The organism is Demequina maris (genome assembly GCF_000971155.1).
In the GTDB taxonomy this organism is placed as follows: domain Bacteria; phylum Actinomycetota; class Actinomycetes; order Actinomycetales; family Demequinaceae; genus Demequina; species Demequina maris.
This window is the reverse complement of sequence record NZ_BBLX01000001.1, coordinates 323941-349074: the sequence shown is the minus strand read 5'-3', so window position 1 is coordinate 349074 and position 25134 is coordinate 323941. Positions and strand designations below refer to the sequence as shown.

Annotated in this window: 28 protein-coding genes; 17 read left to right on the top strand and 11 right to left on the bottom strand. The window is 73.0% G+C overall.

Features of this window, described 5'->3' with window-relative positions; translation table 11 throughout:
* The first annotated feature begins 9 nt into the window (after nucleotides 1-9).
* The 3 genes from secG to AOM02_RS01670 all read left to right on the top strand — a co-directional run bounded on the left by secG (nucleotide 10) and on the right by AOM02_RS01670 (nucleotide 1091).
* A complete protein-coding gene (gene secG / locus AOM02_RS01680) occupies nucleotides 10-255 on the top strand; it encodes a preprotein translocase subunit SecG (protein ID WP_062295967.1) in 246 nt (81 codons plus the stop codon).
* Between the two features lie 22 nt (nucleotides 256-277).
* Nucleotides 278-640 carry an RNA polymerase-binding protein RbpA gene (locus AOM02_RS01675; protein ID WP_062295965.1) on the top strand — a complete coding sequence of 121 codons (363 nt, stop codon included), beginning with the start codon at nucleotides 278-280 and terminating at the stop codon, nucleotides 638-640.
* A gap of 169 nt (nucleotides 641-809) precedes the next feature.
* Nucleotides 810-1091 carry a SelT/SelW/SelH family protein gene (locus AOM02_RS01670; protein WP_062295963.1) on the top strand — a complete coding sequence of 94 codons (282 nt, stop codon included), beginning with the start codon at nucleotides 810-812 and terminating at the stop codon, nucleotides 1089-1091.
* A gap of 125 nt (nucleotides 1092-1216) precedes the next feature.
* Here AOM02_RS01670 and pgl read toward each other — a convergent pair whose 3' ends face one another.
* The 4 genes from pgl to tkt form a co-directional block, all read right to left on the bottom strand.
* Nucleotides 1217-1951, bottom strand: a complete 735-nt coding sequence (pgl, locus tag AOM02_RS01665) for a 6-phosphogluconolactonase (protein ID WP_062295961.1) — start codon at nucleotides 1949-1951, stop codon at nucleotides 1217-1219.
* Nucleotides 1948-2868: a glucose-6-phosphate dehydrogenase assembly protein OpcA gene (locus AOM02_RS01660; RefSeq protein WP_062295959.1), complete on the bottom strand. Its 921-nt coding sequence runs from the start codon at nucleotides 2866-2868 to the stop codon at nucleotides 1948-1950. Before AOM02_RS01660 ends, pgl begins: the two co-directional genes overlap by 4 nt.
* Nucleotides 2865-4382, bottom strand: coding sequence for a glucose-6-phosphate dehydrogenase (gene zwf, locus AOM02_RS01655; protein ID WP_228373749.1), 1518 nt, complete (start codon nucleotides 4380-4382; stop codon nucleotides 2865-2867). The genes AOM02_RS01660 and zwf overlap by 4 nt, the downstream gene beginning before the upstream one ends.
* Nucleotides 4383-4560: 178 nt before the next feature.
* Complete coding sequence (gene tkt / locus AOM02_RS01650; protein ID WP_228373748.1) at nucleotides 4561-6624, bottom strand: transketolase; 2064 nt, start codon at nucleotides 6622-6624, stop codon at nucleotides 4561-4563.
* 157 nt (nucleotides 6625-6781) lie between these two features.
* On the opposite strand from tkt, the gene AOM02_RS01645 reads away from it, so the two are divergent.
* Genes AOM02_RS01645 through der form a run of 11 tightly spaced genes read left to right on the top strand, consistent with a single transcriptional unit; the run spans nucleotide 6782 to nucleotide 16027 of the window.
* Entirely contained in the window at nucleotides 6782-7735 is a 954-nt protein-coding gene (locus AOM02_RS01645; RefSeq protein WP_082099410.1) for a heme o synthase, read from the top strand.
* A 2-nt stretch (nucleotides 7736-7737) separates the two neighbouring features.
* Nucleotides 7738-8655, top strand: coding sequence for a site-specific tyrosine recombinase XerD (locus AOM02_RS01640; RefSeq protein ID WP_062295953.1), 918 nt, complete (start codon nucleotides 7738-7740; stop codon nucleotides 8653-8655).
* Nucleotides 8656-8687: 32 nt separating this feature from the next.
* On the top strand, nucleotides 8688-9503 hold the full coding sequence (locus AOM02_RS01635; RefSeq protein ID WP_062295950.1) for a ParA family protein: 816 nt from the start codon (nucleotides 8688-8690) through the stop codon (nucleotides 9501-9503).
* Nucleotide 9504: 1 nt separating this feature from the next.
* Nucleotides 9505-10365: a segregation and condensation protein A gene (locus tag AOM02_RS01630; RefSeq protein ID WP_062295948.1), complete on the top strand. Its 861-nt coding sequence runs from the start codon at nucleotides 9505-9507 to the stop codon at nucleotides 10363-10365.
* On the top strand, nucleotides 10362-10907 hold the full coding sequence (scpB, locus tag AOM02_RS01625; RefSeq protein WP_062295947.1) for an SMC-Scp complex subunit ScpB: 546 nt from the start codon (nucleotides 10362-10364) through the stop codon (nucleotides 10905-10907). Before AOM02_RS01630 ends, scpB begins: the two co-directional genes overlap by 4 nt.
* Complete coding sequence (locus tag AOM02_RS01620) at nucleotides 10907-11656, top strand: pseudouridine synthase (protein ID WP_062295945.1); 750 nt, start codon at nucleotides 10907-10909, stop codon at nucleotides 11654-11656. Before scpB ends, AOM02_RS01620 begins: the two co-directional genes overlap by 1 nt.
* A gap of 47 nt (nucleotides 11657-11703) precedes the next feature.
* A complete protein-coding gene (gene aroH, locus AOM02_RS01615) occupies nucleotides 11704-12066 on the top strand; it encodes a chorismate mutase (protein WP_062296224.1) in 363 nt (120 codons plus the stop codon).
* A 7-nt stretch (nucleotides 12067-12073) separates the two neighbouring features.
* Nucleotides 12074-13120, top strand: coding sequence for a prephenate dehydrogenase (locus AOM02_RS01610; RefSeq protein WP_062295943.1), 1047 nt, complete (start codon nucleotides 12074-12076; stop codon nucleotides 13118-13120).
* Nucleotides 13117-13854, top strand: coding sequence for a (d)CMP kinase (gene cmk, locus AOM02_RS01605; protein WP_082104810.1), 738 nt, complete (start codon nucleotides 13117-13119; stop codon nucleotides 13852-13854). The genes AOM02_RS01610 and cmk overlap by 4 nt, the downstream gene beginning before the upstream one ends.
* The gene (locus tag AOM02_RS01600; protein WP_062295942.1) at nucleotides 13851-14549 is read left to right on the top strand and encodes a lysophospholipid acyltransferase family protein; all 699 of its coding nucleotides are present in this window, start codon (nucleotides 13851-13853) and stop codon (nucleotides 14547-14549) included. The genes cmk and AOM02_RS01600 overlap by 4 nt, the downstream gene beginning before the upstream one ends.
* Nucleotides 14546-16027, top strand: a complete 1482-nt coding sequence (der, locus tag AOM02_RS01595) for a ribosome biogenesis GTPase Der (protein WP_062295940.1) — start codon at nucleotides 14546-14548, stop codon at nucleotides 16025-16027. Before AOM02_RS01600 ends, der begins: the two co-directional genes overlap by 4 nt.
* Before the next feature lie 345 nt (nucleotides 16028-16372).
* Here the strand turns inward: der and AOM02_RS01590 are convergent, their stop codons facing one another.
* The 4 genes from AOM02_RS01590 to AOM02_RS01575 are packed head-to-tail and all read right to left on the bottom strand — an operon-like array spanning nucleotide 16373 to nucleotide 18718.
* Nucleotides 16373-16561 (bottom strand): hypothetical protein, encoded by a 189-nt coding sequence (locus AOM02_RS01590; protein WP_062295938.1) that lies wholly within the window; start codon nucleotides 16559-16561, stop codon nucleotides 16373-16375.
* Nucleotides 16562-16603: 42 nt separating this feature from the next.
* Nucleotides 16604-17020 carry a DUF1801 domain-containing protein gene (locus AOM02_RS01585; RefSeq protein ID WP_062295936.1) on the bottom strand — a complete coding sequence of 139 codons (417 nt, stop codon included), beginning with the start codon at nucleotides 17018-17020 and terminating at the stop codon, nucleotides 16604-16606.
* A 4-nt stretch (nucleotides 17021-17024) separates the two neighbouring features.
* Nucleotides 17025-17795, bottom strand: coding sequence for a glycerophosphodiester phosphodiesterase family protein (locus AOM02_RS01580; RefSeq protein WP_062295933.1), 771 nt, complete (start codon nucleotides 17793-17795; stop codon nucleotides 17025-17027).
* Entirely contained in the window at nucleotides 17792-18718 is a 927-nt protein-coding gene (locus tag AOM02_RS01575; protein ID WP_062295931.1) for an alpha/beta hydrolase, read from the bottom strand. Before AOM02_RS01575 ends, AOM02_RS01580 begins: the two co-directional genes overlap by 4 nt.
* 90 nt (nucleotides 18719-18808) lie before the next feature.
* Here AOM02_RS01575 and AOM02_RS01570 point away from each other — a divergent pair, with 90 nt between their 5' ends.
* Nucleotides 18809-20161, top strand: a complete 1353-nt coding sequence (locus tag AOM02_RS01570; protein WP_062295929.1) for an MFS transporter — start codon at nucleotides 18809-18811, stop codon at nucleotides 20159-20161.
* Nucleotides 20162-20332: 171 nt separating this feature from the next.
* Here the strand turns inward: AOM02_RS01570 and AOM02_RS01565 are convergent, their stop codons facing one another.
* From AOM02_RS01565 to AOM02_RS01555, 3 genes are read right to left on the bottom strand one after another with little or no spacing between them, the layout of a single operon-like run.
* Nucleotides 20333-20872: a hypothetical protein gene (locus AOM02_RS01565; protein WP_062295927.1), complete on the bottom strand. Its 540-nt coding sequence runs from the start codon at nucleotides 20870-20872 to the stop codon at nucleotides 20333-20335.
* Nucleotides 20869-21477: a nucleoside deaminase gene (locus AOM02_RS01560; protein WP_062295925.1), complete on the bottom strand. Its 609-nt coding sequence runs from the start codon at nucleotides 21475-21477 to the stop codon at nucleotides 20869-20871. Before AOM02_RS01560 ends, AOM02_RS01565 begins: the two co-directional genes overlap by 4 nt.
* A 23-nt stretch (nucleotides 21478-21500) precedes the next feature.
* Nucleotides 21501-22451 carry a pyroglutamyl-peptidase I gene (locus AOM02_RS01555; protein ID WP_062295923.1) on the bottom strand — a complete coding sequence of 317 codons (951 nt, stop codon included), beginning with the start codon at nucleotides 22449-22451 and terminating at the stop codon, nucleotides 21501-21503.
* Nucleotides 22452-22595: 144 nt separating this feature from the next.
* Between AOM02_RS01555 and AOM02_RS01550 the strand changes: the two genes are divergently transcribed.
* Both AOM02_RS01550 and AOM02_RS01545 read left to right on the top strand, forming a co-directional pair.
* Complete coding sequence (locus tag AOM02_RS01550) at nucleotides 22596-23783, top strand: GGDEF domain-containing protein (protein ID WP_062295921.1); 1188 nt, start codon at nucleotides 22596-22598, stop codon at nucleotides 23781-23783.
* Between the two features lie 122 nt (nucleotides 23784-23905).
* Entirely contained in the window at nucleotides 23906-25126 is a 1221-nt protein-coding gene (locus AOM02_RS01545) for a substrate-binding domain-containing protein (protein ID WP_062295920.1), read from the top strand.
* The last annotated feature ends 8 nt before the right edge of the window (nucleotides 25127-25134 follow it).

Sequence of the window (25134 nt, the reverse complement as noted above, 5' to 3'; positions counted from 1 at the left end):
GGGAGAACAGTGGACATCCTCGAGACCATCCTGTGGGTCATGCTCGTCGTGACCTCGCTGCTGATCATCGCGCTGGTGCTCATCCACCGCGGTCGTGGCGGCGGCATCACGGACATGTTCGGCGGCGGCATCGCGTCCGGCGTCCAGTCGTCCGCCGTAGGCGAGCGCAACCTCACGCGCATCACGTGGGGCACCGCGATCGTCTGGGTGGCCGTGGTCGTGCTGCTCGGGCTCATGTCCCGGTTCTCCCTCTAGCAAGGCGACGGAGGTCGTACCCATGGCAGGGGGCAACGCCATCCGAGGCTCGCGCGTAGGCGCCGGGCCCATGGGAGAGGACGAGCGGGGCGAATCCGCGCCGCGTCAGGTCGTCTCCTACTACTGTGCGCGAGGTCACGTGACCTCGCCGAGCTTCGCCACCGGCGACGACCAGGAGATCCCGGTCGAGTGGGACTGCCCGCGTTGCGGGCTCCCCGGTGGCCTGGACCCGGACAACCCGCCGGAGCCGATCCGGAACGAGCCGTACAAGACGCACCTCGCGTACGTGAAGGAGCGTCGCAGCGACGAGGAGGGCGCCGCCCTCCTGGATGAGGCGCTGACCTCGCTGCGGGTCCGTCGCGGAGACCTCGCGGTCGCCGACTGACACGGTCGTGACAGGGGCCGCTCCCCAGCAGGGGAGCGGCCCCTCGTCGTCTCCGCGCGCGGCCGCCGGCCCGCGCATCGTCCACCCGCGTCCCGGCCGTACCGCCGGCGGCGCAGGAATCTCTGAGGCGCCGCTACCGTTGGCCCCAGCACGAACGAAAGGATCCACCATGCAGATCGAGATCGAGTACTGCGTGCCGTGCGGCTACCTGCCGCGGGCCACCGCCGCCCAGACCCGCCTGCTGGAGGAGTTCGGCAACGCGCTCTCCGGCGTGACCCTCAAGACGGGCCGCAAGGGCGTCTTCACGTTCCGCGCCGACGGCGAGGAGATCTACGCCAAGCCCGCCGAGTTCGACATCGAGGGCATCGTCTCGACCGTGCGCGAGAAGCTGCCTGCGCGTGAGGGCGTCGACGCCGAGGGCCGCGACCTGCTCATGGGCAAGCGCCACTGAGCCACCGCCGCCCCTGACACCAGGAACGGATCTCAACGCGACACGCCGACGGCCGGCCCCGAAACGGGGCCGGCCGTCGGCGTGTCGAACTGGATTCCGTTGCCAGTGTCAAGCGGGACGGGCGGCTAGACCTTGGCGACGGCCTCCGCGTCGACGAGCCACAGCGTCTCGTCCGCGCCGCGGACCGCGGCCGCGGGGAGCTCGAGGTCGCCGTGCAGCGCGCGGGCGACCACGTCGGCCTTCGCGGCGCCCGCGGCGACCACCCACACGCGGCGCGCGCGGCGGATCGACTCGAGCGTGAGCGAGACGCGCGTGGGCGGGGGCTTGGGGGAGTCGTGCACCGCGATCGCCTCGGCGCCACGCTCGGCGTAGCCGGGGTGGCCAGGGAACAGTGAGGCGACGTGGCCGTCGGGGCCCATGCCCAGCATGAGGACGTCCCAGGCCGGCGCGCCCTCGGCGGCGATGTCCTCGGCGTACGAGAAGGCGGCCTCCTCGGCCGTGTCGAACGCCGACGACGCGCCCATCCGGTGGATGTTCTCCTCCGGCAGCGGCAGCGTGCCCAGCAGCGTCTCCTGCGCCTGGCCCTCGTTGCGGTCGGGGTCGCCGACGGGCACGAAGCGCTCGTCGCCCCACCACACGTGCACGCTGGTCCAGTCGACGGCGGACGCCAGGGGGGAGCGCGCGACCGAGGCGAGTGTCGCGATGCCGACGGTGCCGCCGGTCACCACCACGTCGGCGCGGTCCTGCACCGACAGCGTGTCGATGAGCGTCACCAGCAGGCGCGCCGCGGTCGCGTCCGCCACCGCCTCGGCGGACGGGTGGACGACGACGCGGGTCGCGTGGTCGGAGACGCCGCTCACAGCGGCACCACCGTCTCGGCGGTGAACGAGGCGAGCGCCTCGCCGTAGACCTCGTCGGAGTCGAGGCGGCGCAGCTCCTCGGCGAGCGCCTCCTCGAGCGAGCGCGCTGGCAGCGCGATCACGTGGTCGGGCTGGCCCGGCTGCGTGATGCGCGCGTTGTAGCGGTCGGGGCGGCTGATCGAGATCTGCCCGGACGGCGTCTCGAGCACGATGCTCTGGAGCGCGGCGACCGAGTCGTCGTACTCCGCCTCGACCTCGCAGCCGAGCGCGCGCTTGAGCCACGCGCCGAGCAGCAAGATCGACGGGCTGTTGGTGTCGCCGTGGATGCGGGCGCGCGTGACCTGCGGGTCCGGCACCTGCTCGAGCGCGACGGCGAGCAGCGCGCGCCAGCGGGTGAGCCGCGTCCACGCGAGGTCGGTGTCGCCCGGGCGGTAGCACTGCGCGAGCGAGAGCAGCGTCGCGACGGGGTCCGGCTCGCCCTTGGTGTCGGTGATGCGGCGCTGCGCCATGCGGCCCAGCGAGCACTCCGCCATGTCGTCGGGGACCCCGGCCGGCCACCACACCACGATGGGGGCGTCGGGCAGCAGCAGCGGCGTCACGAGCGTGTCGTCGTGGCCGATCTGCGCACCGGACGGGCGCAGCACGATGACCTCGGAGGCGCCGGCGTCGCCGCCCACGCGGATCTCCGCGTCGAGGCGCGCCTCCTCGGCGCTGCCCGGGGCGATGACGATGATGCGGCACGGGTGCTCGCGCGAGGCCACGTTGGCGGTGGCGATCGCCTGCTCCGCGTCCGCGTCCGTCGCGTCGATGACGAGCGTCATCACGCGGGCGAGCGTGATGACGCCGCCCTCCTTGCGCGAGTCGACGAGGCGCTTGTTGATCTCGCCGGTCGTGGTGTCGGGGATCTCGATGATCATGGGCGCCTCCAGGCACGTCCGTCACGGGCCATCATCGCGTCCGAGCTGGCCGGGCCCCAGGTGCCGCTGCGGTACGGCTCGGGCTGACCCTGCGTGGACCAGAAGTCGGTGATGGGGTCGAGGATCTTCCAGGAGAGGGCGACCTCCTCCTGGCGGGGGAACAGCGGCGGGTCGCCGAGCAGCACGTCGAGGATGAGGCGCTCGTAGGCCTCCGGCGAGCTCTCGGTGAACGCGTTGCCGTACGCGAAGTCCATCGTGACGTCGCGCACCTCCATCGCGGTGCCGGGCACCTTGGAGCCGAAGCGCAGCGTCACACCCTCGTCAGGCTGGACGCGGATGACCAGGGCGTTCGCGCCGGCGTCGCCGCCGCTGACCTCCTGGAAGTGCGGCGAGGGCGCCTTCTTGAACACGAGCGCGATCTCGGTGACGCGGCGGCCCAGGCGCTTGCCCGCCCGCAGGTAGAACGGGGTGCCGGCCCAGCGCCGGTTGGGCACCTCGAGGCGGATCGCGGCGTAGGTCTCGGTGATCGAGTCCGCGGAGATGCCGTCCTCGTCGAGGAAGCCGCCCACCTGCTCGCCGCCGCGCCAGCCCGCGGCGTACTGGCCGCGCGCCGTGCCCTCGCCCAGGTCCTCGGGGAGGACGGTCGAGCGCAGCACCTTCTCCTTCTCCATGCGGAGGTCGTCGGCCTCGAAGCTGGCCGGCTCCTCCATCGCGGTGAGCGCGAAGAGCTGCAGGAGGTGGTTCTGGATGACGTCGCGCGCGGTGCCGATGCCGTCGAAGTAGCCGGCGCGCGACCCGATGCCGATGTCCTCGGCCATCGTGATCTGCACGTGGTCGATGTACTGCGAGTTCCAGATGGGCTCGAACAGCTGGTTCGCGAAGCGCAGCGCCAGCAGGTTCTGCACCGTCTCCTTGCCCAGGTAGTGGTCGATGCGGAACACCGAGTCGGGCGGGAACACGTCGGAGACCACCGCGTCGAGCTGCTCGGCGGACTCGAGGTCGTGGCCGAACGGCTTCTCGATGACCACGCGGCGCCACGTGCCCTCGCGCGGGTCCGACAGGCCCGACTCGCGCAGCTGCGTGATGACCTGCGGGAAGGCCGACGGCGGGATCGACAGGTAGAACGCGTGGTTGCCGCCGGTGCCCCGCTCGCGGTCGAGCTCCTCGACGGTCTCGCGCAGGCGCTGGAACGCCTCCGGGTCGTCGAACGTGCCCTGCACGAAGCGGATGCCCTCGGCGAGCTGCTGCCACGTCTCCTCGCGGAACGGCGTGCGCGCGTACTTCTTCACCGAGTCGTGGACCACCTTTGCGAAGTCCTGCTCGTCCCAGTCGCGCCGCGCGAAGCCGGTGAGCGCGAAGGCGGGCGGCAGCAGGCCGCGGTTGGCGAGGTCGTACACCGCGGGCATGAGCTTCTTGCGGGCGAGGTCGCCCGTCACGCCGAACATGACCAGTCCGCACGAGCCGGCGATGCGGGGCAGGCGACGGTCGCGCGGATCGCGCAAGGGATTGTTCACTCTGAGACCTTCCAGGGGGGACGTCGGGTCAGGCGTCGATGCTCCCGCCATCCTATTCCGCGGGCACGATGCGGCGGCGCCATCTGGTGAGACGGGCGGCGGGACGATGCGCGGGCCGGGGGCGGGGACGACGAAGGGGGCCCCGCGGACGGGACCCCCTTCGTGCGTGCGGCGTGCGTCAGCCGGCGGCGGCGATGCTCTCGCGTGCCTGCGCGGCGACGTTCTCCGCGGTGAAGCCGTACTTCTTGAGCAGCAGGCCGCCCGAGGCGGACTCGCCGAAGTGGTCCACGCCGACCATGCGGCCGGCGTCGCCGACCAGCTCGCGCCAGCCGAGCGTCGAGCCGGCCTCGACCGAGACGCGGGCCTTGAGCGCGGCGGGGAGCACCGACTCCTGGTAGGCCGCGTCCTGGCGGGCGAAGCGCTCACGCGACGGCATCGAGACGACGCGCGCCTTGACGCCCTCGGCCGCGAGGAGCTCGCGGGCGCCGAGCGCGACCGAGACCTCGGAGCCGGTGGCGAGGAGCAGCACGTCGGCGTCCTCGTCGGCGCCAGCGATCACGTACGCGCCCTTGTCGACGCCCTCCGCCGAGGTGCCCTCGAGGGTGGGGACGTTCTGGCGGGTGAGGATGATCGCCGACGGGCGGTCGGTGGTCTCGAGGATCGTCTTCCACGCGAAGGCGGTCTCGTTGGCGTCCGCGGGGCGGAGCACGTCGAGGCCCGGGATCGCGCGCAGCGTCGCGACGTGCTCGATCGGCTGGTGCGTCGGGCCGTCCTCGCCGAGGCCCACCGAGTCGTGCGTCCACACGAACGTGGTGGGGATCTGCATGAGGGCCGCGAGGCGGACCGAGGCGCGCATGTAGTCGGAGAACACGAGGAACGTGCCGCCGTACGTGCGGGTCAGGCCGTGCAGGGTGATGCCGTTGAGGATCGTGCCCATGCCGAACTCGCGGATGCCGAAGTGCAGCGTGCGGCCGTACCAGTCGGCGTTCGGCCACGAGTGGGTCGCGCGGTTCGGGGGCAGGAACGACGGCTCGCCGTCCATCGTGGTGTTGTTCGAGCCGGCGAGGTCGGCTGAGCCGCCCCACAGCTCGGGCAGCACGGGGGCGAGGGCGGTGAGCACCTTGCCGGACGCCGAGCGGGTCGCGACCGAGCCGCCGACCTCGAAGGTGGGCAGCGCATCGTCCCAGCCCTCGGGGAGGGTGCGGGTCACGAGGCGCGCGAGCAGCGCGGCGCGCTCGGGGTTCTCGGCCTCCCAGCGCGACAGGGTGGCGTTCCACTCGGAGTGGGCGGCCTGGCCGCGCTCCTTGACCTGCTGCATGTGCGCGAGGACCTCGGGCTCGACGGCGAAGCTCTGCTCGGGGTCGAAGCCGAGCACCTCCTTGAGGCCCGCGACCTCGGCGGCGCCGAGCGCGGAGCCGTGGACGCCGCCGGAGTTCTGCTTGGTAGGCGAGGGCCAGCCGATGATGGTGCTGAGGCGGATGAACGAGGGCTTGCCGGTCTCGGCCTTCGCGGCCTGGATCGCCTCGTACAGCGCGGCGGGGTCCTCCTGGTAGCCGTCCTCGGTGACCCACGACACGTGCTGGGTGTGCCAGCCGTACGCCTCGTAGCGGGCGACGACGTCCTCGGTGAACGAGATGTCGGTCTCGTGCTCGATCGAGATGCGGTTGTCGTCCCAGATGACGATGAGGTTGCCGAGCTCCTGCGTGCCGGCGAGCGCGCTCGCCTCGTGCGAGACGCCCTCCTGCAGGTCGCCGTCGCCGGCGATCACGTAGATGTGGTGGTCGAACGGCGAGGTGCCGGGCGCGGCGTCGGGGTCGAGCAGGCCGCGCTCACGGCGGGAGGCCATCGCCATGCCGACGGAGGAGGCGATGCCGGTGCCCAGCGGGCCGGTCGTGATCTCGACGCCGTCGGTGTGGCCGTACTCGGGGTGGCCCGGGGTGCGCGAGCCCTCGGTGCGCAGCGACTTGAGGTCCTCGAGCGTCAGGTCGTAGCCGGACGCGAAGAGCTGGAGGTACAGGGTGAGCGACGAGTGGCCCGCGGACAGCACGAAGCGGTCGCGGCCGAGCCACTTCGAGTCGGCCGGGTCGTGCTTCATGACGTTCTGGAAGAGGAGGTACGCGGCGGGCGCCAGCGAGATGGCCGTGCCGGGGTGGCCGTTGCCCACCTTCTCGACGGCGTCGGCGGCGAGGACGCGGAGGGTGTCGACGGCGCGGCGGTCGACGTCGGTCCAGTTGATGGTCACAGGTGTCTCCCTCGACAGGTATCGGGTACGGGGGCCAGCCTACCCGGGCCGCGCGGCTTTGTAGTACGTTCACATTTCTGGGAGCGGTGCCATCTCACGCGCTGGGACGGGCCTGCCACGGACCCTGGTCCCGGTACGCGCGGTTACACTTGTCCGCATGCCGATCGCCACCACCGAGGCTCATGCCGCCGCGCCCGTCGCGGCCCCCCGCCGGGTGCTGGCGACGGTCGGCGCGTACGTCGCGCTGACCAAGCCGCGGATCATCGAGCTGCTGCTCGTCACCACCATCCCCACCATGGTCCTCGCCGCCGACGGCTGGCCCTCGCTGGGGCTGCTCGCGGGCACGCTGATCGGCGGCTCGCTCTCGGCCGGCGGCGCCCAGGTGTTCAACAGCTACCTGGACCGCGACATCGACGCCGTCATGAAGCGCACGCGCCGCAGGCCGCTCGTCACGGGCGCCGTGTCCGAGCGCGGGGCGCTCGTGTTCGCGTGGGCGCTGTCGATCCTCTCGACGCTGTGGTTCTGGTTCGTGGTGGGCTCGCCGCTCGCGGCGGTCCTGTCGGTGCTCGCGATCCTCGGCTACGTGGTCGGCTACACGATGATCCTCAAGCGCCGTACCGCGCAGAACATCGTGTGGGGCGGCATCGCGGGCTGCATGCCGGTGCTCATCGGCTGGGCGGCCGTCACCAACGAGCTCGCGTGGACGCCGTTCCTGCTGTTCCTCATCATCTTCTTCTGGACGCCGCCGCACTACTGGCCGCTGTCGATGAAGTTCCGCGGCGACTACGAGCAGGCGCGCGTGCCGATGCTGCCCGTCGTGGCGCCGGTGCGGAAGGTCGCCGTCGAGATGCTCGGCTACGCCGCCGCGATGGTGGCGGTGTCGCTCGCGCTGGCGTGGGTGGCCGGCATGACCTGGGTCTACGTCGGCGTCGCCGCCGCGGCGGGCGCCTGGTTCCTCGCGGGCTGCGTCCGCATGTACCGCCGCTCGCGCGCGGGGGAGTCGAAGCTGCACGAGATGCGGCTGTTCCGGGACTCGATCACCTACCTCTCGATCGTGTTCGCCGCAGTGATGGTCGACCCGTTCCTCACCGACGTGCTGTCGGTCCGCTGACGATGCTCGCCCGGCAGCGTGACGCGTACCTCGCGCACGTCGCCGTCGAGCGGGGCCTCAGCCCCAACACGGTCGCCGCGTACCGCCGGGACCTCGACCGCTACGCGGCGTTCCTCGCGACGCGAGGGCTCGACGACCTCAAGGACGTCACCCGCGAGGACGTGGCCGCGTTCGCCCAGGGGGTGAGCACCGGGGACGACGGCGGCCGCGCCCTGGCCCCCGCATCGGCCTCCCGCACCGTGGTCGCCGTGCGCGGCTGGCACCGTTTCGCCGTGCTCGAGGGCTGGACCGTCGCGGACCCGTCCGCGCAGGTGAAGCCGCGCGCGATCCCCAAGCGCCTGCCCAAGGCGATCAGCACCGACGAGGTCGACCGGATCCTCGTCCAGGCCGGCATGGGCGACGGCGCGTCCCCGCTGCGGGACCGCGCGCTGCTCGAGCTCGTCTACGCGACCGGCGCGCGCATCTCCGAGGCGGTGGGGCTCGACGTCGACGACGTGGTGCTCGACCGGGGCGAGGAGACCGTGCTGCTGCGCGGCAAGGGCCGCAAGGAGCGCATCGTGCCCGTGGGCGGCTACGCCGTCGACGCGCTCGACGCGTACCTCGTGCGCGCCCGTGGGCCGCTCGCACAGGCCGGCCGCGGCACCCCCGCGCTGTTCCTCAACACCCGCGGCGGGCGGCTCTCGCGCCAGTCCGCGTGGGCCATCCTGCGGGCGGCCGCCGAGCGCGCGGGCGTCGAGGACGTGTCGCCGCACACGCTGCGGCACTCGTTCGCGACGCACCTGCTCAACGGCGGCGCGGACGTGCGCGTGGTGCAGGAGCTGCTGGGTCACGCGTCCGTGACGACCACCCAGATCTACACGCTCGTGACCCGCGACACGCTCCGCGAGGTGTACGCCGCGACGCACCCGCGCGCCCGCTGAGCAGGGCTGCGACCAGGCGGTAGGGTTGGCGCGTGACCGACTTCCCCGTACCCGAACCCCTTCCCAGCCACGGTCCCGCGCGCGTCGTCGCGCTGTGCAACCAGAAGGGCGGGGTGGGCAAGACCACCACGTCGGTCAACCTCGCGGCGGCGCTCGCCGAGTACGGGCGCAAGGTGCTGCTCATCGACTTCGACCCGCAGGGCGCCGCCTCGGCCGCGCTCGGGATCAACGCGGACGCGCTCGAGAACACGGTCTACAACCTGCTCATGGAGACCGGCGTCGCCACCCGCGACGTCATCCTCGAGACCAAGGTGCCCGGGCTCGACCTGCTGCCCGCGAACATCGACCTGTCGGCCGCCGAGGTGCAGCTGGTGGGCGAGGTCGCGCGCGAGAGCGCCCTGGCGCGCGCGCTGCGCCCGGTGCTGGACGACTACGACGCGATCCTCATCGACTGCCAGCCGTCGCTCGGCCTGCTCACCGTGAACGCGCTGGTCGCCGCGCACGGCGTGGTGATCCCGCTCGCCGCGGAGTACTTCGCGATGCGCGGCGTCAAGCTCCTGGTCGACACGATCCGCAAGGTGCAGGACCGCCTCAACACGCGCCTCACGATCGACGCGATCGTGCCGACCCTCTACGACGGCCGCACGCTGCACGCTCAGGAGGTCGTCGAGCGGGTGCGCGACGCGTTCGGCGACAGCGTCACCGAGACGATGATCCACCGCACCGTGAAGTTCCCCGACGCGACCGTCGCCGCGGAGCCCATCACCACGTTCGCCCCGTCGCACACCGGCGCCGAGGCCTACCGTCAGCTCGCGTGCGAGCTCGTGGCGCGCGGGGTCGCCGCCTAGCGTGACCGCCGAGGTCGCGACCGAGTCCTCGAAGGGCTTCGAGGTCCACCTCGATAACTTCGAGGGGCCCTTCGACCTGCTCCTCAGCCTGATCTCGAAGCACCAGCTCGAGATCACCGAGGTCGCGCTCGCCCGGGTGACCGACGAGTTCCTGGCCACCATCGCCGAGCGCGAGGACGACTGGGACCTGTCGCAGGCCTCCGAGTTCCTCGTGGTCGCGGCGACGCTGCTCGACCTCAAGGCCGCGCGCCTGCTGCCGCAGGGCGAGGTCGACGACGTCGAGGACCTCGAGCTGCTAGAGGCGCGCGACCTGCTGTTCGCGCGGCTGCTCCAGTACCGCGCCTTCAAGCAGGCCGCCGGCGGCTTCGCGGAGATGCTGTCCGCGCCCCGGCGGGTCCCGCGCGACGTGCCGCTCGAGCCGCAGTTCGCGATGCTGCTGCCCGAGCTGGTGTGGACCGCGACGCCCGAGCTGCTCGCGCAGCTCGCGGCGCACGCGCTGCAGCCCAAGGCGGCGCCGACCGTGAGCATCGCCCATCTGCACAACCCGGCCGTCAGCGTGCGCGAGCAGGCCGCGGTCATCACCCACCGCCTGCAGCGCGAGGGCGCGGTGTCGTTCCGCTCGCTCGTGCGCGACGCGGGCAGCACCGGCGTGGTGGTCGCGCGCTTCCTCGCGCTGCTCGAGCTGTTCCGGGAGGCCGTGGTGGCCTTCGATCAGGTACGCTCCCTCGGCGAGCTGACGGTCCGGTGGACCGGAGGCGACTCCGCCGTCGAGGTGTCGGCGGAGTTCGACGAGGACGATGCGATGGGCGTCGCCTCCGAGGCCGCGGGGATCGCGGCCGCACCCGGTGAGGAGCCGTCGTGAACCCAGCAGCCCTGCGAGGCGCGCTCGAGGCCGTGCTCATGGTCGTCGACGAGCCCGTGCCCGCGGCCGAGCTCGCCGCCGCCGTCGAGGTGCCCGTGGCGGAGGTCGAGGCGGCTCTCGAGGGCCTGCGCGACGAGTACGCCGACCCCGAGGCGCCGCGCGGCTTCGAGCTGCGCGAGGTCGACGGCGGCTGGCGCATCTACTCGTCGCGGCTGTTCGCGGACGTGGTCGGCCGCTTCATCGTGGAGGGCCAGTCCGCGCGTCTGTCGCAGGCGGCGCTCGAGACCCTCGCCGTGGTCGCCTACCGGCAGCCCGTCACCCGCGGCCAGGTGTCGCAGATCCGTGGGGTCAACGTCGACTCCGTCATGAAGACGCTCGCCGCGCGCGGGCTCGTCACCGAGGTGGGGGAGAGCTCCGGCGCCGTCCTCTACGGCACGTCGACGGAGTTCCTCGAGCGCATGGGCATGTCCACGCTCGACGACCTCCCGCCGCTCGCTCCGTACCTGCCCGACCTGGCCGATATCGATGGGGAGGGCCGCTGATGGCCGAGCTCGAGATCCACCGCCCCGAGGGCATCCGCCTCCAGAAGGTGCTCGCCTCCGCGGGCGTCGGCTCGCGCCGCAAGTGCGAGGACCTCATCGAGGCCGGCCGCGTCAAGGTCGACGGCTCGGTCGTCGACCAGCTCGGCGTGCGCGTCGTGCCCGAGGAGGTCGTCATCGAGGTCGACGGTGAGCGCATCGCCGTCGACGCGAGCCACATCACCGTGGTGCTCAACAAGCCCTTCGGCGTGGTGAGCACCATGAGCGACCCGCAGGGACGTCCCGCCCTCGACCAGTTCGTCCAGCAGTACGACGAGCGCCTGTTCCACGTGGGCCGCCTCGACGCGGAGACCACCGGGCTGATCCTGCTCACCAACGACGGCGACCTCGCGAACCGCCTCGCGCACCCCACGCACGGCGTCTCCAAGGTGTACGTCGCGAAGGTGAAGGGCCGCGTGTCCAAGCACCTGTGCACGCACCTCAAGGAGGGCATCGACCTCGACGACGGCCCCGTGCGCGCCACCGCGTGCCACATCCTCGACGTCACCCAGGACTCGTCGCTCGTCCAGGTCGAGCTTCACGAGGGCCGCAACCGCATCGTCCGCCGCATGCTCGACCAGATGGGCCACCCCGTGCTCGAGCTCGTGCGCACCCAGTTCGGCCCGATCCGCCTGGGCACCCTCGCGCCCGGCGAGGTCCGCCAGCTGGGCCCCGTGGACGTCGGCCGGCTGATGGACGCCGCCGGCATGTAGCCGGGAGGGGCCCGGACGGGACCCCCGCGACCGATACGATGGACGCCATGACGATCCGTGCGATCCGTGGCGCCATCACCCTGGACCGCGACGAGAAGGACCACCTGCACGAGCGCACCATCGAGCTGATCGAGGCGCTGATGCGGGAGAACTCGCTCTCCACCGACGACCTCATCTCGGTGATCTTCACGTGCACACCCGACGTCCACAGCGACTTCCCGGCGGCCGCCGCCCGTGCGCTGGGCTTCGGCGCCGTCCCGCTCATGTGCGCGCAGGAGATGGACGTGCCCGGCGCGCTCCCGCTGGTGGTGCGCGTGATGATGCACGCGCACCTCGAGCGCCCGCGCGACGAGATCGCGCACGTGTACCTGCGCGACGCCGTCAAGCTGCGCCGCGACCTGGCCCAGTAGGAGCGGCATGTCTCCCCGCACGCACATCGTCGGCGCCGGCCTGATCGGCGCGAGCATCGGCATCGGCCTGTCCGCCGAGGGCTGGGCCGTCACGATCGAGGACAACGACCCCGAGGCGCAGGCCCTCGCGCGCTCGATCGGCGCGGGCGGCGCGCCCGCGGACGCGCAGCCCGAGCTCGTCATCGTCGCCGTCCCGCCGTCCGCCGCCGCCGCGGTCGTCGCGGCCGCGCTCGGCCGCTACCCGGACGCCGTCGTCACCGACGTCGCGAGCGTCAAGGCCCCCATCGCCGCCGCGGCCCACGCCACCGGCGCATCGTCCCGCTACGTCGGCTCCCACCCCATGGCGGGCCGCGAGGTCTCGGGCGGCCTGGGCGCGCAGGGCGACCTGTTCAAGGCGCGCCCGTGGGTGCTGTGCCCGAACGGCGCCACCGCGGACGCGATCGCGCTCGTCGCGCGCATCCCCGACGCGCTGCAGTGCGACGTGGTGACGATGGACGCGGAGGCGCACGATGCGGCGGTCGCGCGCGTCTCGCACGCGCCCCAGGTCGCGGCCTCCGCGGTCGCCGCCGCGCTCGGCATCCTCGACGCCGACGACGTGGCCCTCGCGGGCCAGGGCCTGCGCGACGTCACCCGCATCGCGGCGTCGCTGCCCGGCATGTGGGCGGACATCGCGCGCCTCAACCGTGGGCACCTGGTCGAGACGCTCGACCACATCATCGCCGACCTCGAGGAGGTGAGGGAGGCCGACGACATCGGCGAGGCCCTCACCGACCTCATCGACCGCGGCCGCTTCGAGACCGCGCGCATCCCCGGCAAGCACGGCGGGGCCACGCGCGACTGGACGCCGGTCACCGTCATCGTCCCCGACACTCCCGGCCAGCTGCTGCGCCTGCTCGCGCACACGGCCGAGGTCGACGTCAACGTCGAGGACATCGCCATCGAGCACTCGCCGCGGCAGCCGGTGGGACTCACGACGCTCTACGTGCTGCCCTCGCGCGCGCCCGACCTGGTGGCGGCGCTCGAGCGGCAGGGTTGGGAGATCGCTGCATCATGACCGGAATCTCGATCGCGATCGACGGGCCCGCGGGCACCGGCAAGTCGACGGTGGCCAAGGAGGTCGCCCGACGGCTCCAGCTCGCGTACTTCGACACGGGCGCCACCTACCGCGTCGCCACGCTGTGGTGCATGCGCGAGGGCGTCGACCTGACCATCGAGTCGGACGTCGCCGCCATGGTGGAGACCATGAACGTGGGTCTCGTGCTCGACCCGGGCAACCCGCGCGTGCTGCTCGAGGGCGAGGACGTGTCCTCGCTCATCCGCTCGGACGCCGTCGCGCTCACCGTCTCCAAGGTCGCCACCAACCTCGAGGCGCGGGCGGCGCTCGGCCACTGGCAGCGCGAGGTCATCGCCGCGGAGCTCGAGGGCGGCTACTCCGACGGCCGCGGCATCGTCTCCGAGGGGCGCGACATCACCACGATCATCGCGCCCGACGCCGACGTGCGGATCCTCATGACCGCCGACGAGGAGATCCGCGTCGCGCGCCGCGCCGGCGAGGGCGCGGACCTCGCCACCGTGCGCGAGGCCGTGCTGGGCCGCGACAAGAAGGACGCCACGGTCGTGTCGTTCCACACCGCGGCCGACGGCGTCCACACGCTCGACACCAGCGACCTCACCATCGAGGAGGCCGTCCAGGCCGTGCTCGACCTCGTCGCGGAGACCCGCGGCGACGGCGAGGACGATGCGGCGGCGACCCCCGCGGCCGAGGCCGCCGACGAGGCAGGGGAGTGAGCGCCCCCGTCCCGAGCCGCTGGGGCCCGCGCTGGTCCCGCTGGGTGGGCCGCTTCCTCGCGCGCGTGCTGTGGCGCACCGAGGTCCGGGGTCGCGGCAACGTGCCCGCCGAGGGCGCCGCGATCATCGTCTGCAACCACGTCGGCCTGATCGACGGGCCCGTGGTGCACGGCGTGATCCCGCGCGGCTCGCACTTCCTGATCCGTGAGGGGATGATGTCGGGCCCGCTCGGCGCCATCCTCAACGCCGCCCAGCAGATCACCGTGCGGGAGTCGGGCCGCGAGGCGCTCGCGCAGGGCCTCGCCGTGCTGCGTCGCGGCGACGTCATCGGGGTGTTCCCCGAGGGCACCCGCGGCGGCGGCACCGCCGAGGCCGTGCACGGCGGCGCCGCGTGGCTCGCGATCCAGTCCGGCGCCCCGGTGGTGCCGACCGCGATCGTCGGCTCGCGGCACACCGGCGAGTCCGTCAACGTGTGGCCGCGGCCCGGGCGGCGGCTCCTGGTCGCGTTCGGCGAGCCGGTGGTGCTGACCCCGCCGGACGATGTGCGCGGCGGCCGCGCGAAGCAGGCGTGGGCGGCCGAGAGGCTCGCCGAGACGCTCCGCGACCAGGTGACACGTACCCTTGACACGACAGACCTCGAGCTTCCGCTCGACGACCCGCGCCGCGAGACGCGCGAAGAGAAGGACCACGCATGACGGACGAGCAGCCGCTTCCGGCGCCCCACGAGTCGGACGCGCCCGAGACGCTCGACGAGATCCGCGAGGCCGCGCTGCGCGCGGGCCTCGACGAGTACGACCTGACCCCGGAGGACCTCGCCGAGCTGGCGGGCGAGCCGCTGCCGGAGACCGAGGAGGCGCTGCCCGTCCTCGCGATCGTGGGCCGCCCGAACGTGGGCAAGTCGACGCTCGTGAACCGCATCATCGGCAAGCGCCTCGCCGTCGTCGAGGACACCCCGGGCGTCACCCGCGACCGAGTCGCGTACCGCGCCGAGTGGGCGGGACGCGACTTCACGCTGCTCGACACCGGCGGCTGGGAGAAGAACGTCACCGGCATCGACCTGTCGGTCGCGCAGGCCGCCGAGGCCGCGATCGAGATGGCCGACGCGGTCCTGTTCGTGGTGGACGCCATGGTCGGCGCCACCGCGACCGACGAGCAGGTGGTGCGCCTGCTGCGCAAGGCCGAGAAGCCCGTGGTGCTCGCCGCCAACAAGGTCGACGGCCCGCAGGGCGAGCTCGAGGCCGCCGCGCTGTGGAACCTCGGCCTGGGCGAGCCGTACCCGGTGTCCGCGCTCCACGGCCGCGGCACGGGCGACCTGCTCGACGCCGCGATGGCGATCCTGCCCACGGAGATGCACCAGATCGAGATCGACGAGCACGCGCCCCGCCGCATCGCGCTCGTCGGGCGCCCCAACGTCGGCAAGTCCTCGCTGCTCAACAAGCTCGCGGGCTCCGAGCGCGTGGTCGTGAACGAGATCGCGGGCACCACCCGCGACCCGGTCGACGAGGTCGTCGAGATCGGCGACCGCCCGTGGACCCTGGTCGACACCGCCGGCATCCGCCGCCGCGTCCACATGACCAAGGGCGCGGACTTCTACGCCTCGCTGCGCACGCAGACCGCGATCGAGCGTGCCGAGGTGGCACTCGTGCTGCTCGACGCCTCGGTGGCGCTGACCGACCAGGACCTGCGCGTCGTGCAGCAGGTGGTCGACGCCGGCCGCGCGATGATCTTCGTCTACAACAAGTGGGACCTCGTGGGCGAGGACGAGCGCTTCCTGCTCGAGCGCTCGATCGAGCAGGACATGGTCCAGCACACCTGGGTCCCGCGCGTGAACCTGTCGGCCAAGACCGGCTGGCACACCAACCGCCTGCTCCCTGCGCTCGACCTCGCGCTGTCGAGCTGGGACCAGCGCATCTCCACCGGCAGGCTCAACTCGTTCCTCGGCGAGCTCGTCGCGGAGCACCCGCATCCGGTCCGCGGCGGTAAGCAGCCGAAGATCCTGTTCGCGACGCAGGCGGCGACCCGCCCGCCGCGCTTCGTGATCTTCGCCTCGGGCTTCCTCGACCCGCAGTACCGCCGCTTCATCGAGCGCCGCCTGCGCGAGAACTTCGGCTTCGAGGGCACGCCGATCCAGATCTCGGTGCGCGTGCGCGAGAAGCGGGCGCGGAGGAAGTAGGGCGCGGGCGCGTTCGGGGTCGGATCTCCGACCTCGGAAGCGGGTCCTTCCACGATCGACCCGCCACGCGTGCCGGTTCCGGCACGTCAGGCGGGTCGATGCGGGATCGACCCGCTTCCTGGGCCGCCGTTTGCGGCGTGTCGTCGCGCGCGCGCGGGGTTCTCTCCCACGTGTTTCACATCGGGTTGAAACAGTGGGCGACCCCGGGCTGAGCCGCCCGCATCGTGCCTGGTAGGGCGACCGCCGGGATCCTGAACCGCAGGCTGTTTCAGTGAATCCTGGAACAGGCGCGAACATGGGGTGGTCGGTGCCGGGGCCGGGGCACGAACACCGCCCGGCCGACGGCTACTGCGGGCCGCCGCCGCTCATCCGGGAGAACACCAGGCCCAGCACGAAGCCGAGACCCACGAAGGCGGGGAAGAGGGCGAACGTGTCGGTCGCGATCCAGATGAGGAAGCCGGTGATCGCGCCCAGCAGCATGCCGGCCGCGAACGGCAACGGCCGGATCGGCGGCTCGCCGTCACGGTCGCCCATCGGCGGCTCCCTCCTCCACGCGACCCTGGGCCGCCGACCGCATCACCGTGCGGCCGCGTCGTAGTCGCCGCGGGCGAAGGCGATCTCCGCGAGGTCGGCGAGCACGTCGAGGTCGATCGCGTCGAGGCGCTTGACGTAGACGCAGCCGGCACCCTCGGTGGAGGGGCCGAGCGACGGCAGCAGCCCCGCGCCCTCGGGGGTGTCCTTGAGCCCGTAGAACGTCAGCTGCGCCTTGCGCGGCGAGAAGCCGACCTTGGGCATGTCGCCCTCGCGGCCCGTCGCGTACCGGTAGTGCATCGTGCCCCAGCCGATGATCGACGGGCCCCACATGACCGGCTCGACGCCGGTGACCTCGGTCAGCAGCGCGACGACGCGCTCAGCCTCCTCGCGGCGGCGTGCCGGCTCGACGGCCGCGACGAACGCCTCGACCGGGACCTCGGTGGGGACGGTCTTGTTCATCCCCTCACCATAGGCCGCGCGCCTCGAGCACCTCCCGGAGGAGGTCCGCGCGGTCCGAGACGATGCCGTCGACGCCCGCATCGAGGAGCGACTCCATCTCGGCGCGGTTGTTGACCGTCCAGACGTGGACCACCCTGCCCGCCTCGTGGGCGAGCCGCACGTGCCGCTCGGTCAGCACCGGCAGCACGCCGACCCGCCACGGGATCTGCAGGCCGTGCACGTGCGCGAGCGAGCGCAGCGTCCCGAGGCCGAGCAGCCCGCCCACGAGGAAGCGTGCCGCCTCGCCGGTCCCCGCGCTGGTGGCGACCGGCCGGCTCAGCCTCGCGACGGTCGCCTCGCGGCGGGCGGTGGAGAACGATGCGACGCAGACGCGATCGTGCGCGCCCGTGCGCTCGATGGCCTCCGCGATGGGGACGATGCCGGACTCGGCCTTGACGTCGATGTTCACGCGGAGCTCGGGCCAGGTGCCGAGCAGGTCCTCGAGCAGCGGCACCGGCTCGACCCCGCCGATCCTCGCGGCCCTGACCTCCGACCACGGCAGCTCCGAGACCTCGCCCTCCGCGTCGGTGGTGCGGTCGAGCGACGAGTCGTGGAGCGCGACGGCGATGCCGTCGGCGGTGCCGTGCGCATCGGTCTCGACGTAGGAGAAGCCGAGGTCGACCGCGGACTGGAACGCGGTCATGGAGTTCTCGAGGCCGTCGCGCGAGAAGCCCCGGTGCGCGAGCGCGGCGAACGGGGCGTCGAAGTACGGGTGGTCGGGGCGCGTGGGGGTCATGGGATCGCCTTCGGGAGCCAGGAGCGGATGGAGGCCAGGTACGCGGCGCGCGGCACCGGGGACGACAGGGACAGCTCGTGGACCCCGCCGGTGATGACCGCCTCGGTGACGTCCGGACCGAGTCCCGGCGCCAGCCGCGCGATCGCACCCACGTCGACGGCGGTGTCCTGGACGCCCAGGAGCGGGTTGTCGGGCGTGTCCGGGCCCGAGCTGTGGGACCGCGCGACCAGCACCGGCACTCGGATGTCGAGGCCGCGCGCGACCCGCCGCTGCGCGCGCCGCACCGCGGCGAGCCAGGAGGCGCGCGCGGGCACGCCGAGCGGCGTCTTCCAGTCGGGGTCGAAGCCCCACGCCCCGCCCTCGTCGGACAGCAGGTGGGCCGCGTAGCGCGACGGGTGGTGCGCGAGCACGGCGCCGGGTCGAACGCGCGCGACGGGTCCGACGGCGTGCAGCAGCACCCGCTCGCGCCGGTTGTCCGGCCGGGCGAAGAACGGGCTGTCGAGGATGAGGCCCGTGAGCGTGGGCGAGGGACGGTCCGACGCCCAGATGGCCGCGGCGAGCCCGCCCGTGGAGTGCGCGTGGATCACGAGCGGCAGGCCGGGATGCTCCGCCGCGATCGCGTCGGCGGCGGCGGAGATGTCGTCGCCCAGCTCCGTGATGTCCCGGATGAGGTGGGGCGTGTCGCCGGGACGCAGCGACCGGCCGGCCCGGCGCAGGTCGAGCGCGTGGAACGCGAGCCCGAGCCCCGCGAAGAACTCCGCCAGGTGCGCCTGGAAGAAGTAGTCGTTGTAGCCGTGGACGTGCAGGACGGCGCCCCGCGGGTGCGGCGGGGGAGCCGTCGAGCGGATGAGCGTCGCGGGACCCAGCGGGCGTGCCTCGAACCCGGCGAGCACATCGTCGCCCCAGGTCCCGGCGTCGTCCATACCCCGATCGTGCCACCTCCGGCCCCGACGTTCAGCCCCCGTTGGCGTGTTGGTCGCGCATAGTTCACCCGGGGACGGCACTCTTGGGCCATGACCTCCGAGGCGACCTCGCACGCGGCGGCCCCCGACGATGCGGCCCGGCCGACGCGGTGGGGCCGCGTCGTCGCGTGGGCGTTGTGGGACTGGGCCACGCAGCCGTTCAACTCCGTCATCGTCACGTTCGTCTTCGTGGCGCTGTACCTCACCTCCGAGTCCTTCCTCGATCCCGAGATCGCGTCGCTCGGCGAGGGGCACCCCGCGTACGACCTCGGCCTGTCCCAGCTCGCGGGCGGCCTGGGCACCGGGATGACGGTCGCCGGCATCCTCGTCGCGGTGCTCGCGCCCGTGCTGGGTCAGCGCGCCGACACGTCGGGCAAGCGCAAGGCCTGGCTCGCGCTCTTCACCGGGCTGCTCGTGCTGTGCATGCTCGGGCTCTTCTTCGTCCAGGCCGCGCCGCCGTTCTTCGCGCTCGGCGTGGGGCTCATCGCGCTCGGCAGCGTCTTCGGCGAGATCGGCGGCGTCAACTACAACGCGCTGATCTCGCAGGTGAGCAGCCCGCGCAACGTCGGTCGTGTGTCGGGGCTGGGCTGGGGCTTCGGGTACGTCGGCGGCATCGTCGCGCTCGTCATCGTCGTGGTCGCCGACGGCGCCGACTGGTGGGGCATGGACACCTCCAACGGCATGGCGTACCGCCTCATCGCGGTCGGGTGCGCGGTGTGGGCCGTGATCTTCGCGTGGCCCGTGTTCCGCTACGTCCCGGAGGCGCCCGCGACCGGACGCCCGCAGGTGTCGCTGCTCGGCAGCTACACGCGGCTGTGGGGCGACCTCGTGGCCCTGTGGCGCGAGTCCCGTCCGACCGTGTGGTTCCTCGGCGCGAGCGCGGTCTACCGCGACGGCCTGGCCGGCGTGTTCGCCTTCGGCGCCGTGATCGCCTCGGTCGCGTACGGCTTCGACCCGACCCAGGTCATCATGTTCGGCATCGCCGCGAACCTGGTCGCGGGGCTCGCGACGATGCTCGCGGGCCTGGTCGACGACCGGATCGGTCCGCGCCGGCTCATCATCGGCTCGCTCAGCGGCATGGTGGTCGCGGGGCTCGCGGTCGCCTTCCTGCACGACGTCGGGCCGATCGTGTTCTGGATCGCGGGGCTGACCCTGTGCCTCTTCGTGGGTCCGGTGCAGTCCGCATCGCGGTCGCTGCTCGCGCGCGTGTGCCCCCCGGGCAAGCAGGGCGAGATCTTCGGGCTCTACGCCACCACGGGCCGCGCGGTCTCGTTCCTCGCGCCGCTCATGTGGACGCTCGCGATCGCGCTCACCGGCGCGACCATCTGGGGCGTGCTGGGCCTCATCACGGTCGTCGCGCTCGGGCTCGTCGCGATGCTGTTCGTCAAGATCGACGCCCGCTGACGTCCACCACCACGGCCGGGACACTGAGTACTCCTCCCACGCATCTCGCTCGCGCTGCGGGACACCCGGAACTCGGGTCGGTCGGAGAGGCTCGGCGGACAGCGAGTACTCAGCGTCCCGCACGGGCGCCGGAACACCGTGGGGGAGTACTCAGTGTCCCGGCGGGCGGGATCAGAGCCGTGCGAGCAGCGCCCTGAGCTCGGCGCGCTTGCGCTCCCGGTCCTCGTCGGACGCGAGCCGCGACCAGGTGAGCGTGAGGACCGCGCGCCCGGACCGCAGGCTCGCCTGCGCGAGAACGCGCGTGCCGTCGGCGAGCGTGACGCGCCACCGGCGGTAGCCGTCGGTCGCGGTCTCGGTGGGCGCGTCCGCGAAGGGCACGCCTCCCAGCGCGGTCAGCCCGTCCACGACCGCGCGCCAGGCCCCGATGGCCTCGTCGAGCGTGCCGCCATGCGTGCGGCTCGCCGAGGCCTCGTAGCTGCCGTCCTGGCGCTGGCCGAGGGTGCGCCTCCCGAGGTGCTGCTCGTACGCGACGGCGACCGTCTGCGCCCACCAGCCCGGGTTGTCCACGTGGCCGAGGTCGCGCGCGGCCACCGCGACGAGGCCCCGGTGATCGAGCTCCGCGCCTCCCGCGTCCTCGAAGGCGGCGACCCAACCCTCCCAGGCGCGACCGGTGGCGCGCGCGATGGCGCCGGCGTTCGCGGGCTCGGTCACCGGACCTGCTCGACCGGCCCCGTGCCGCGCGCGTTGTAGACGGTCGAGGCGGACTCGCCGTACGCGCGGTAGACCTCGAGCGCCTCGGCGCGCAGCACGTCGCTGGTGACGGCGATGCCGCGGGCCTCGAACTGCTCGGCCCAGTCGGCGACCACGGGTCCCTCGTCGAAGCGGGTGAGCTTCTCGAGCTCGGGGCCTTCGCCGGCCACCACGAGCCGGCGCACCCCCGACCACAGCGTCGCGCCGTAGCACTGCACGCACGGGCGCCAGTTGACGACGAGCGCGAGGTCGCGCTCCGCGCCCAGGTCCCAGGAGCCGAGGCGGGCCTGCGCGAGCGCGAGGGCCATGACCTCCGCGTGGCCCGCGCTGATGCCGGTGCCGAGCACCACGTTCACGCCCACCGAGACGAGCTCGCCGGTGGTGCCGTCGACGACGATGGCCGCGAACGGCCCCCCGCCGCCCTCGCGCCAGTTGCGATCCGCGAGCCGGTGCACCAGCGCCATCTGCTCCTCGGGCGTCGCGAGCGCGTCCGGAAGGGCGGGGATCTCGTCGACGAGCCAGGCGGGCAGGGACAGGGTGACGCTGGTGGCGAGGCCGTGGGCCATGTCTCCTCCGGGGACGATGCGGGTCAGGACTCCGTGCGGGCGCCCGAGATGATCTCGTCCCACGTGGGATGACGGTACGCGGGTGCCTCGTCCGGCGCGGCCGGCTCCTCGTCGTCGCGCGCGGGCTCCGGCTCGGGCTCCTCCTCCGGCGCGGACGATGCGGCGGCCTCCTGCGTAACCTCGGGCACCTCGCCCGAGGTGGGCGACCAGGCGGGCGTGAGCTCGGGAAGCGGTTCGGCGGCGTCGGGCTCGGCCTCGGGCGCCACGGGCAGGCCAAACGCGGGGGTGTCGCCCGGGATCGGCGCCGTGATGGGCATGAGGAACGGCTGGGTCGCCTCGGACTCGTCCTCCTCGTCGATCTCCGGCTCGGGCTCGGGGTGCTCGCCCATGACGGTCTCGACGATGGTGCGCAGCGCCTCGGCGAGGACCTCGGCGGGGAGCGCCGGCCCGGGCGCACCCATCTCCGGGGTCGCCGGCAGCTGCACGAGGCCGCTGGGGACGCCCCACTCGGCCAGCTCGCGCTGCATCACGTAGAACACGTGGTTCGCGAGGCCGCTGCCGGCGTTGAGCGACAGCCGTGCGGGCAGCCCGCGCTCCGCGAGCGCCGCGACGATGTCCTTGCCGGGCAGGGTCGACCACAGCGCCGCGGCGGCGCCCTCGACCACCGGGGCGTCGACGGGCTGGGCGCCGTGGGCGTCGGGCGTCGCGGCGTCGTCGAGGTTGACGGCGAGGCGCTCGATCGTGACCGCGTCGGCGCCGGGCGCGGTGGCCACGACGATGACCGCGTCGGGGAGGTGCTTGGCCACGGAGGCGCGGAGGCGGCGCGCGGCCTCCTTGTACGCGGGCTCCAGGTCGCGGTGCACGATCTCGGCGCTGCCGTGCCAGGTCTCGGCGAGGATCCTGACGGCATCCGCGGACGCCTCCGCGGTGGCGCCGGGCATCGGTTCGAAGGCGGTGATGAGGACGCGGGCCATGCGTCCAGGGTAGGCCGTGGCACGCCGTCGGAGGTCGCGACGCCACCGGTCCCGCGCATCGTCCCTGGTGGCGTGCGCGGGACCCGATGTGAGAACGCCCACACCGCCCTTCCCGCGGCCCGCGGGCTTCCGTACGGTGGCCCCGTGATCGATCCGATGAGCGTGCGCCTCGCGCTCGCCGTCGTGGTCGTCCTCGCCGCGGTGCACACCGTGCTCGTGCTCCGCCGCACGTCGCACGCGCCCGTGGTCGGATGGTGGGCGTGCGCGCTCGCCGCGTACGGCTCGAGCACGGTGCTGTACCTGGGCAACGGCTCGCCGCTGCAGGCGATCACGGTGCCGCTCGCCAACACCGCCGGCGTGCTGGGCGGGCTGTGCGTGGTCGGCGCGGCGCGCTCCCTGCGCGGTCGACCGCTCCCGTGGTGGCTCGCCGCCACGGTGCTCGCGGGCGCCCTCGGCACCGCCCTGGCCGGGGACCCCGCGCACGAGACCTGGGCGGGCGGCGCGTACTTCCTCGCGGCCATGGGCGCGACGGTCGGCGTGGCGGCGCGGGAGGTGTGGCGGCTGTGGCGCGACCGGGACGCCGCCCCGACCCAGGCGCACCCCTCGGCGCGGGGCGCGCTCCTCACCTTCGCGGTCGCCGGCACCGTGTACGCGGCGTTCTACGCCGTGCGCTGGGCGCTCTACGTGGTGGAGGGACCGCGCAGCGAGCTCTTCACCTCCGTGGGCGGCACCGGCCTCACGACGCTCATCCTCATCGCCACCGTCACCGCGGTCACGCTGGCGGTCACGCACCTCGCTGACGCGGGCCACCGGGACGAGCTGCGGCGCCGTGCCACCACGGACGACCTCACCGGCGTGCTGGGCCGCGGCGAGCTGCTCGCGCGGGCGGCGCGCCTCCTCGCCTCACGCCCCGCCGGACGCGAGGACGCGATCGTCGTCTCCGACCTCGACTTCTTCAAGCGGGTCAACGACACCCACGGCCACGCGGAGGGCGACCGGGCGCTCGTGCGCTTCGCGCAGGCGTGGCGGCAGGAGCTCGGCCCCGGCGATCTCATCGGACGCATGGGCGGCGACGAGTTCGTGGCGGTGCTGGTCGGCGTGAGCCCCGCGCGGGCGGCGGAGCGCGCGGACGCCGTGACGCGGCGCTTCGTCGCGGCCCAGGACGGCGGCGGTCCGGGCTCGCCGACCGCGAGCCACGGCGTCGCCCGTGTGGAGCGGGGCGTCCCGCTCGAGGCGCTGATCGCGCGCGCCGACGCGGCGCTGTACGAGGCGAAGGCGGCAGGCAGGGACACGGTGCGCGTGCACGGCCAGGAGCCCGAGCGAGCCCTGTGAGCGGCCCCGCGACACTCCGGGACACGCCGCCGCTTGACTCGAACGCTCGACGCCCCTAGCGTGACCCATAACCTGAATCGCCTTTCAGGTACGCAACTTTCAATGGCGAAAGGGCAGTTCCCATGCGTAAAGAGAAGGCGGCGCTCATCGGCGCCGTAGCCGCGTTGACCACCATCCTGGCAGCCTGTGCTCCCACCTCCGAGTCTCCCGGCACCGAGCCGTCGAGCTCGTCCTCCTCCTCGTCGGGGATGTCCCAGGCGACCGAGGTCACCGTCGGCGTCATCACCAGCGAGTCCGGCGTCCTCGCCGGCTACGGCGAGCAGTTCCTCGCGGGCTTCGAGGCCGGCCTCGACTATGCGACGGACGGCACGAACATGGTGGGCGACACCACCATCGTGATCGAGAACCGCGACGATGCGGGCGACGCCGACAAGGCCGTCACCGCCGCCAAGGAGCTCATCGGCTCGGGCGTCAACATCCTCACGGGCACGGTGTCCTCGGGCGTCGCGCTCGCGGTCGCCGAGCAGGCCGCCCAGAACCAGGTGCTGTACATCTCGGGTCCCGCGGCCGCGGACGCGATCACCGGCATCAACGAGTACACGTTCCGCTCGGGCCGTCAGAGCTCGCAGGACGTGGCCACCGCCGGTACCTTCCTCGACGACGTCGAGGGCAAGAAGGTGCTCGTGTTCGCCCAGGACACCGCGTTCGGCCAGGGCAACTTCGCCGCGGTCGACGCGATCCTCGGTGCTCAGGGTGCGAAGGTCGACTCGATCCTCGTCGCCGAGGACATCACCGAGTTCACGACGTTCGCCCAGCAGGTGCTCGACGCCAAGCCGGACCTGGTGTTCGTGGCCTGGGCCGGCGCGACCTCGGGCGCGATGTGGCAGTCGATGAGCCAGCAGGGCGTGCTCGACGAGGTCCCGGTCGTCACCGGCCTCGGCGACGTCGCCACGTACGGCGCGTACGGTGAGGCCTCCGAGTCGATCAAGTTCCTCAACCACTACTTCGCGGGCGCGACCGACAACGAGGTCAACGCCGCGATGGTCGAGCACATCGAGGCCGCGGGCGGCACCGCCGACCTGTTCAGCCCCGACGGATTCAACGCCGCCCTCATGGTGGTCCAGGCCATCCAGGAGGGCGCCGGCGACGTCGACGCCATGATCGCGGCGCTCGAGGGCTTCTCGTTCGAGGGTCCCAAGGGCACCATGACCGTCCGCGAGGGCGACCACGCCCTGCTGCAGGACATGTTCCAGGTGAAGCTCGTCGCCGACGGCGACTCCTACTCGCCCGAGCTCGTCGCGACGGTCCCCGCCGCCGACGTGTCGCCGGCCGAGGCGGAGTAACCGGACGC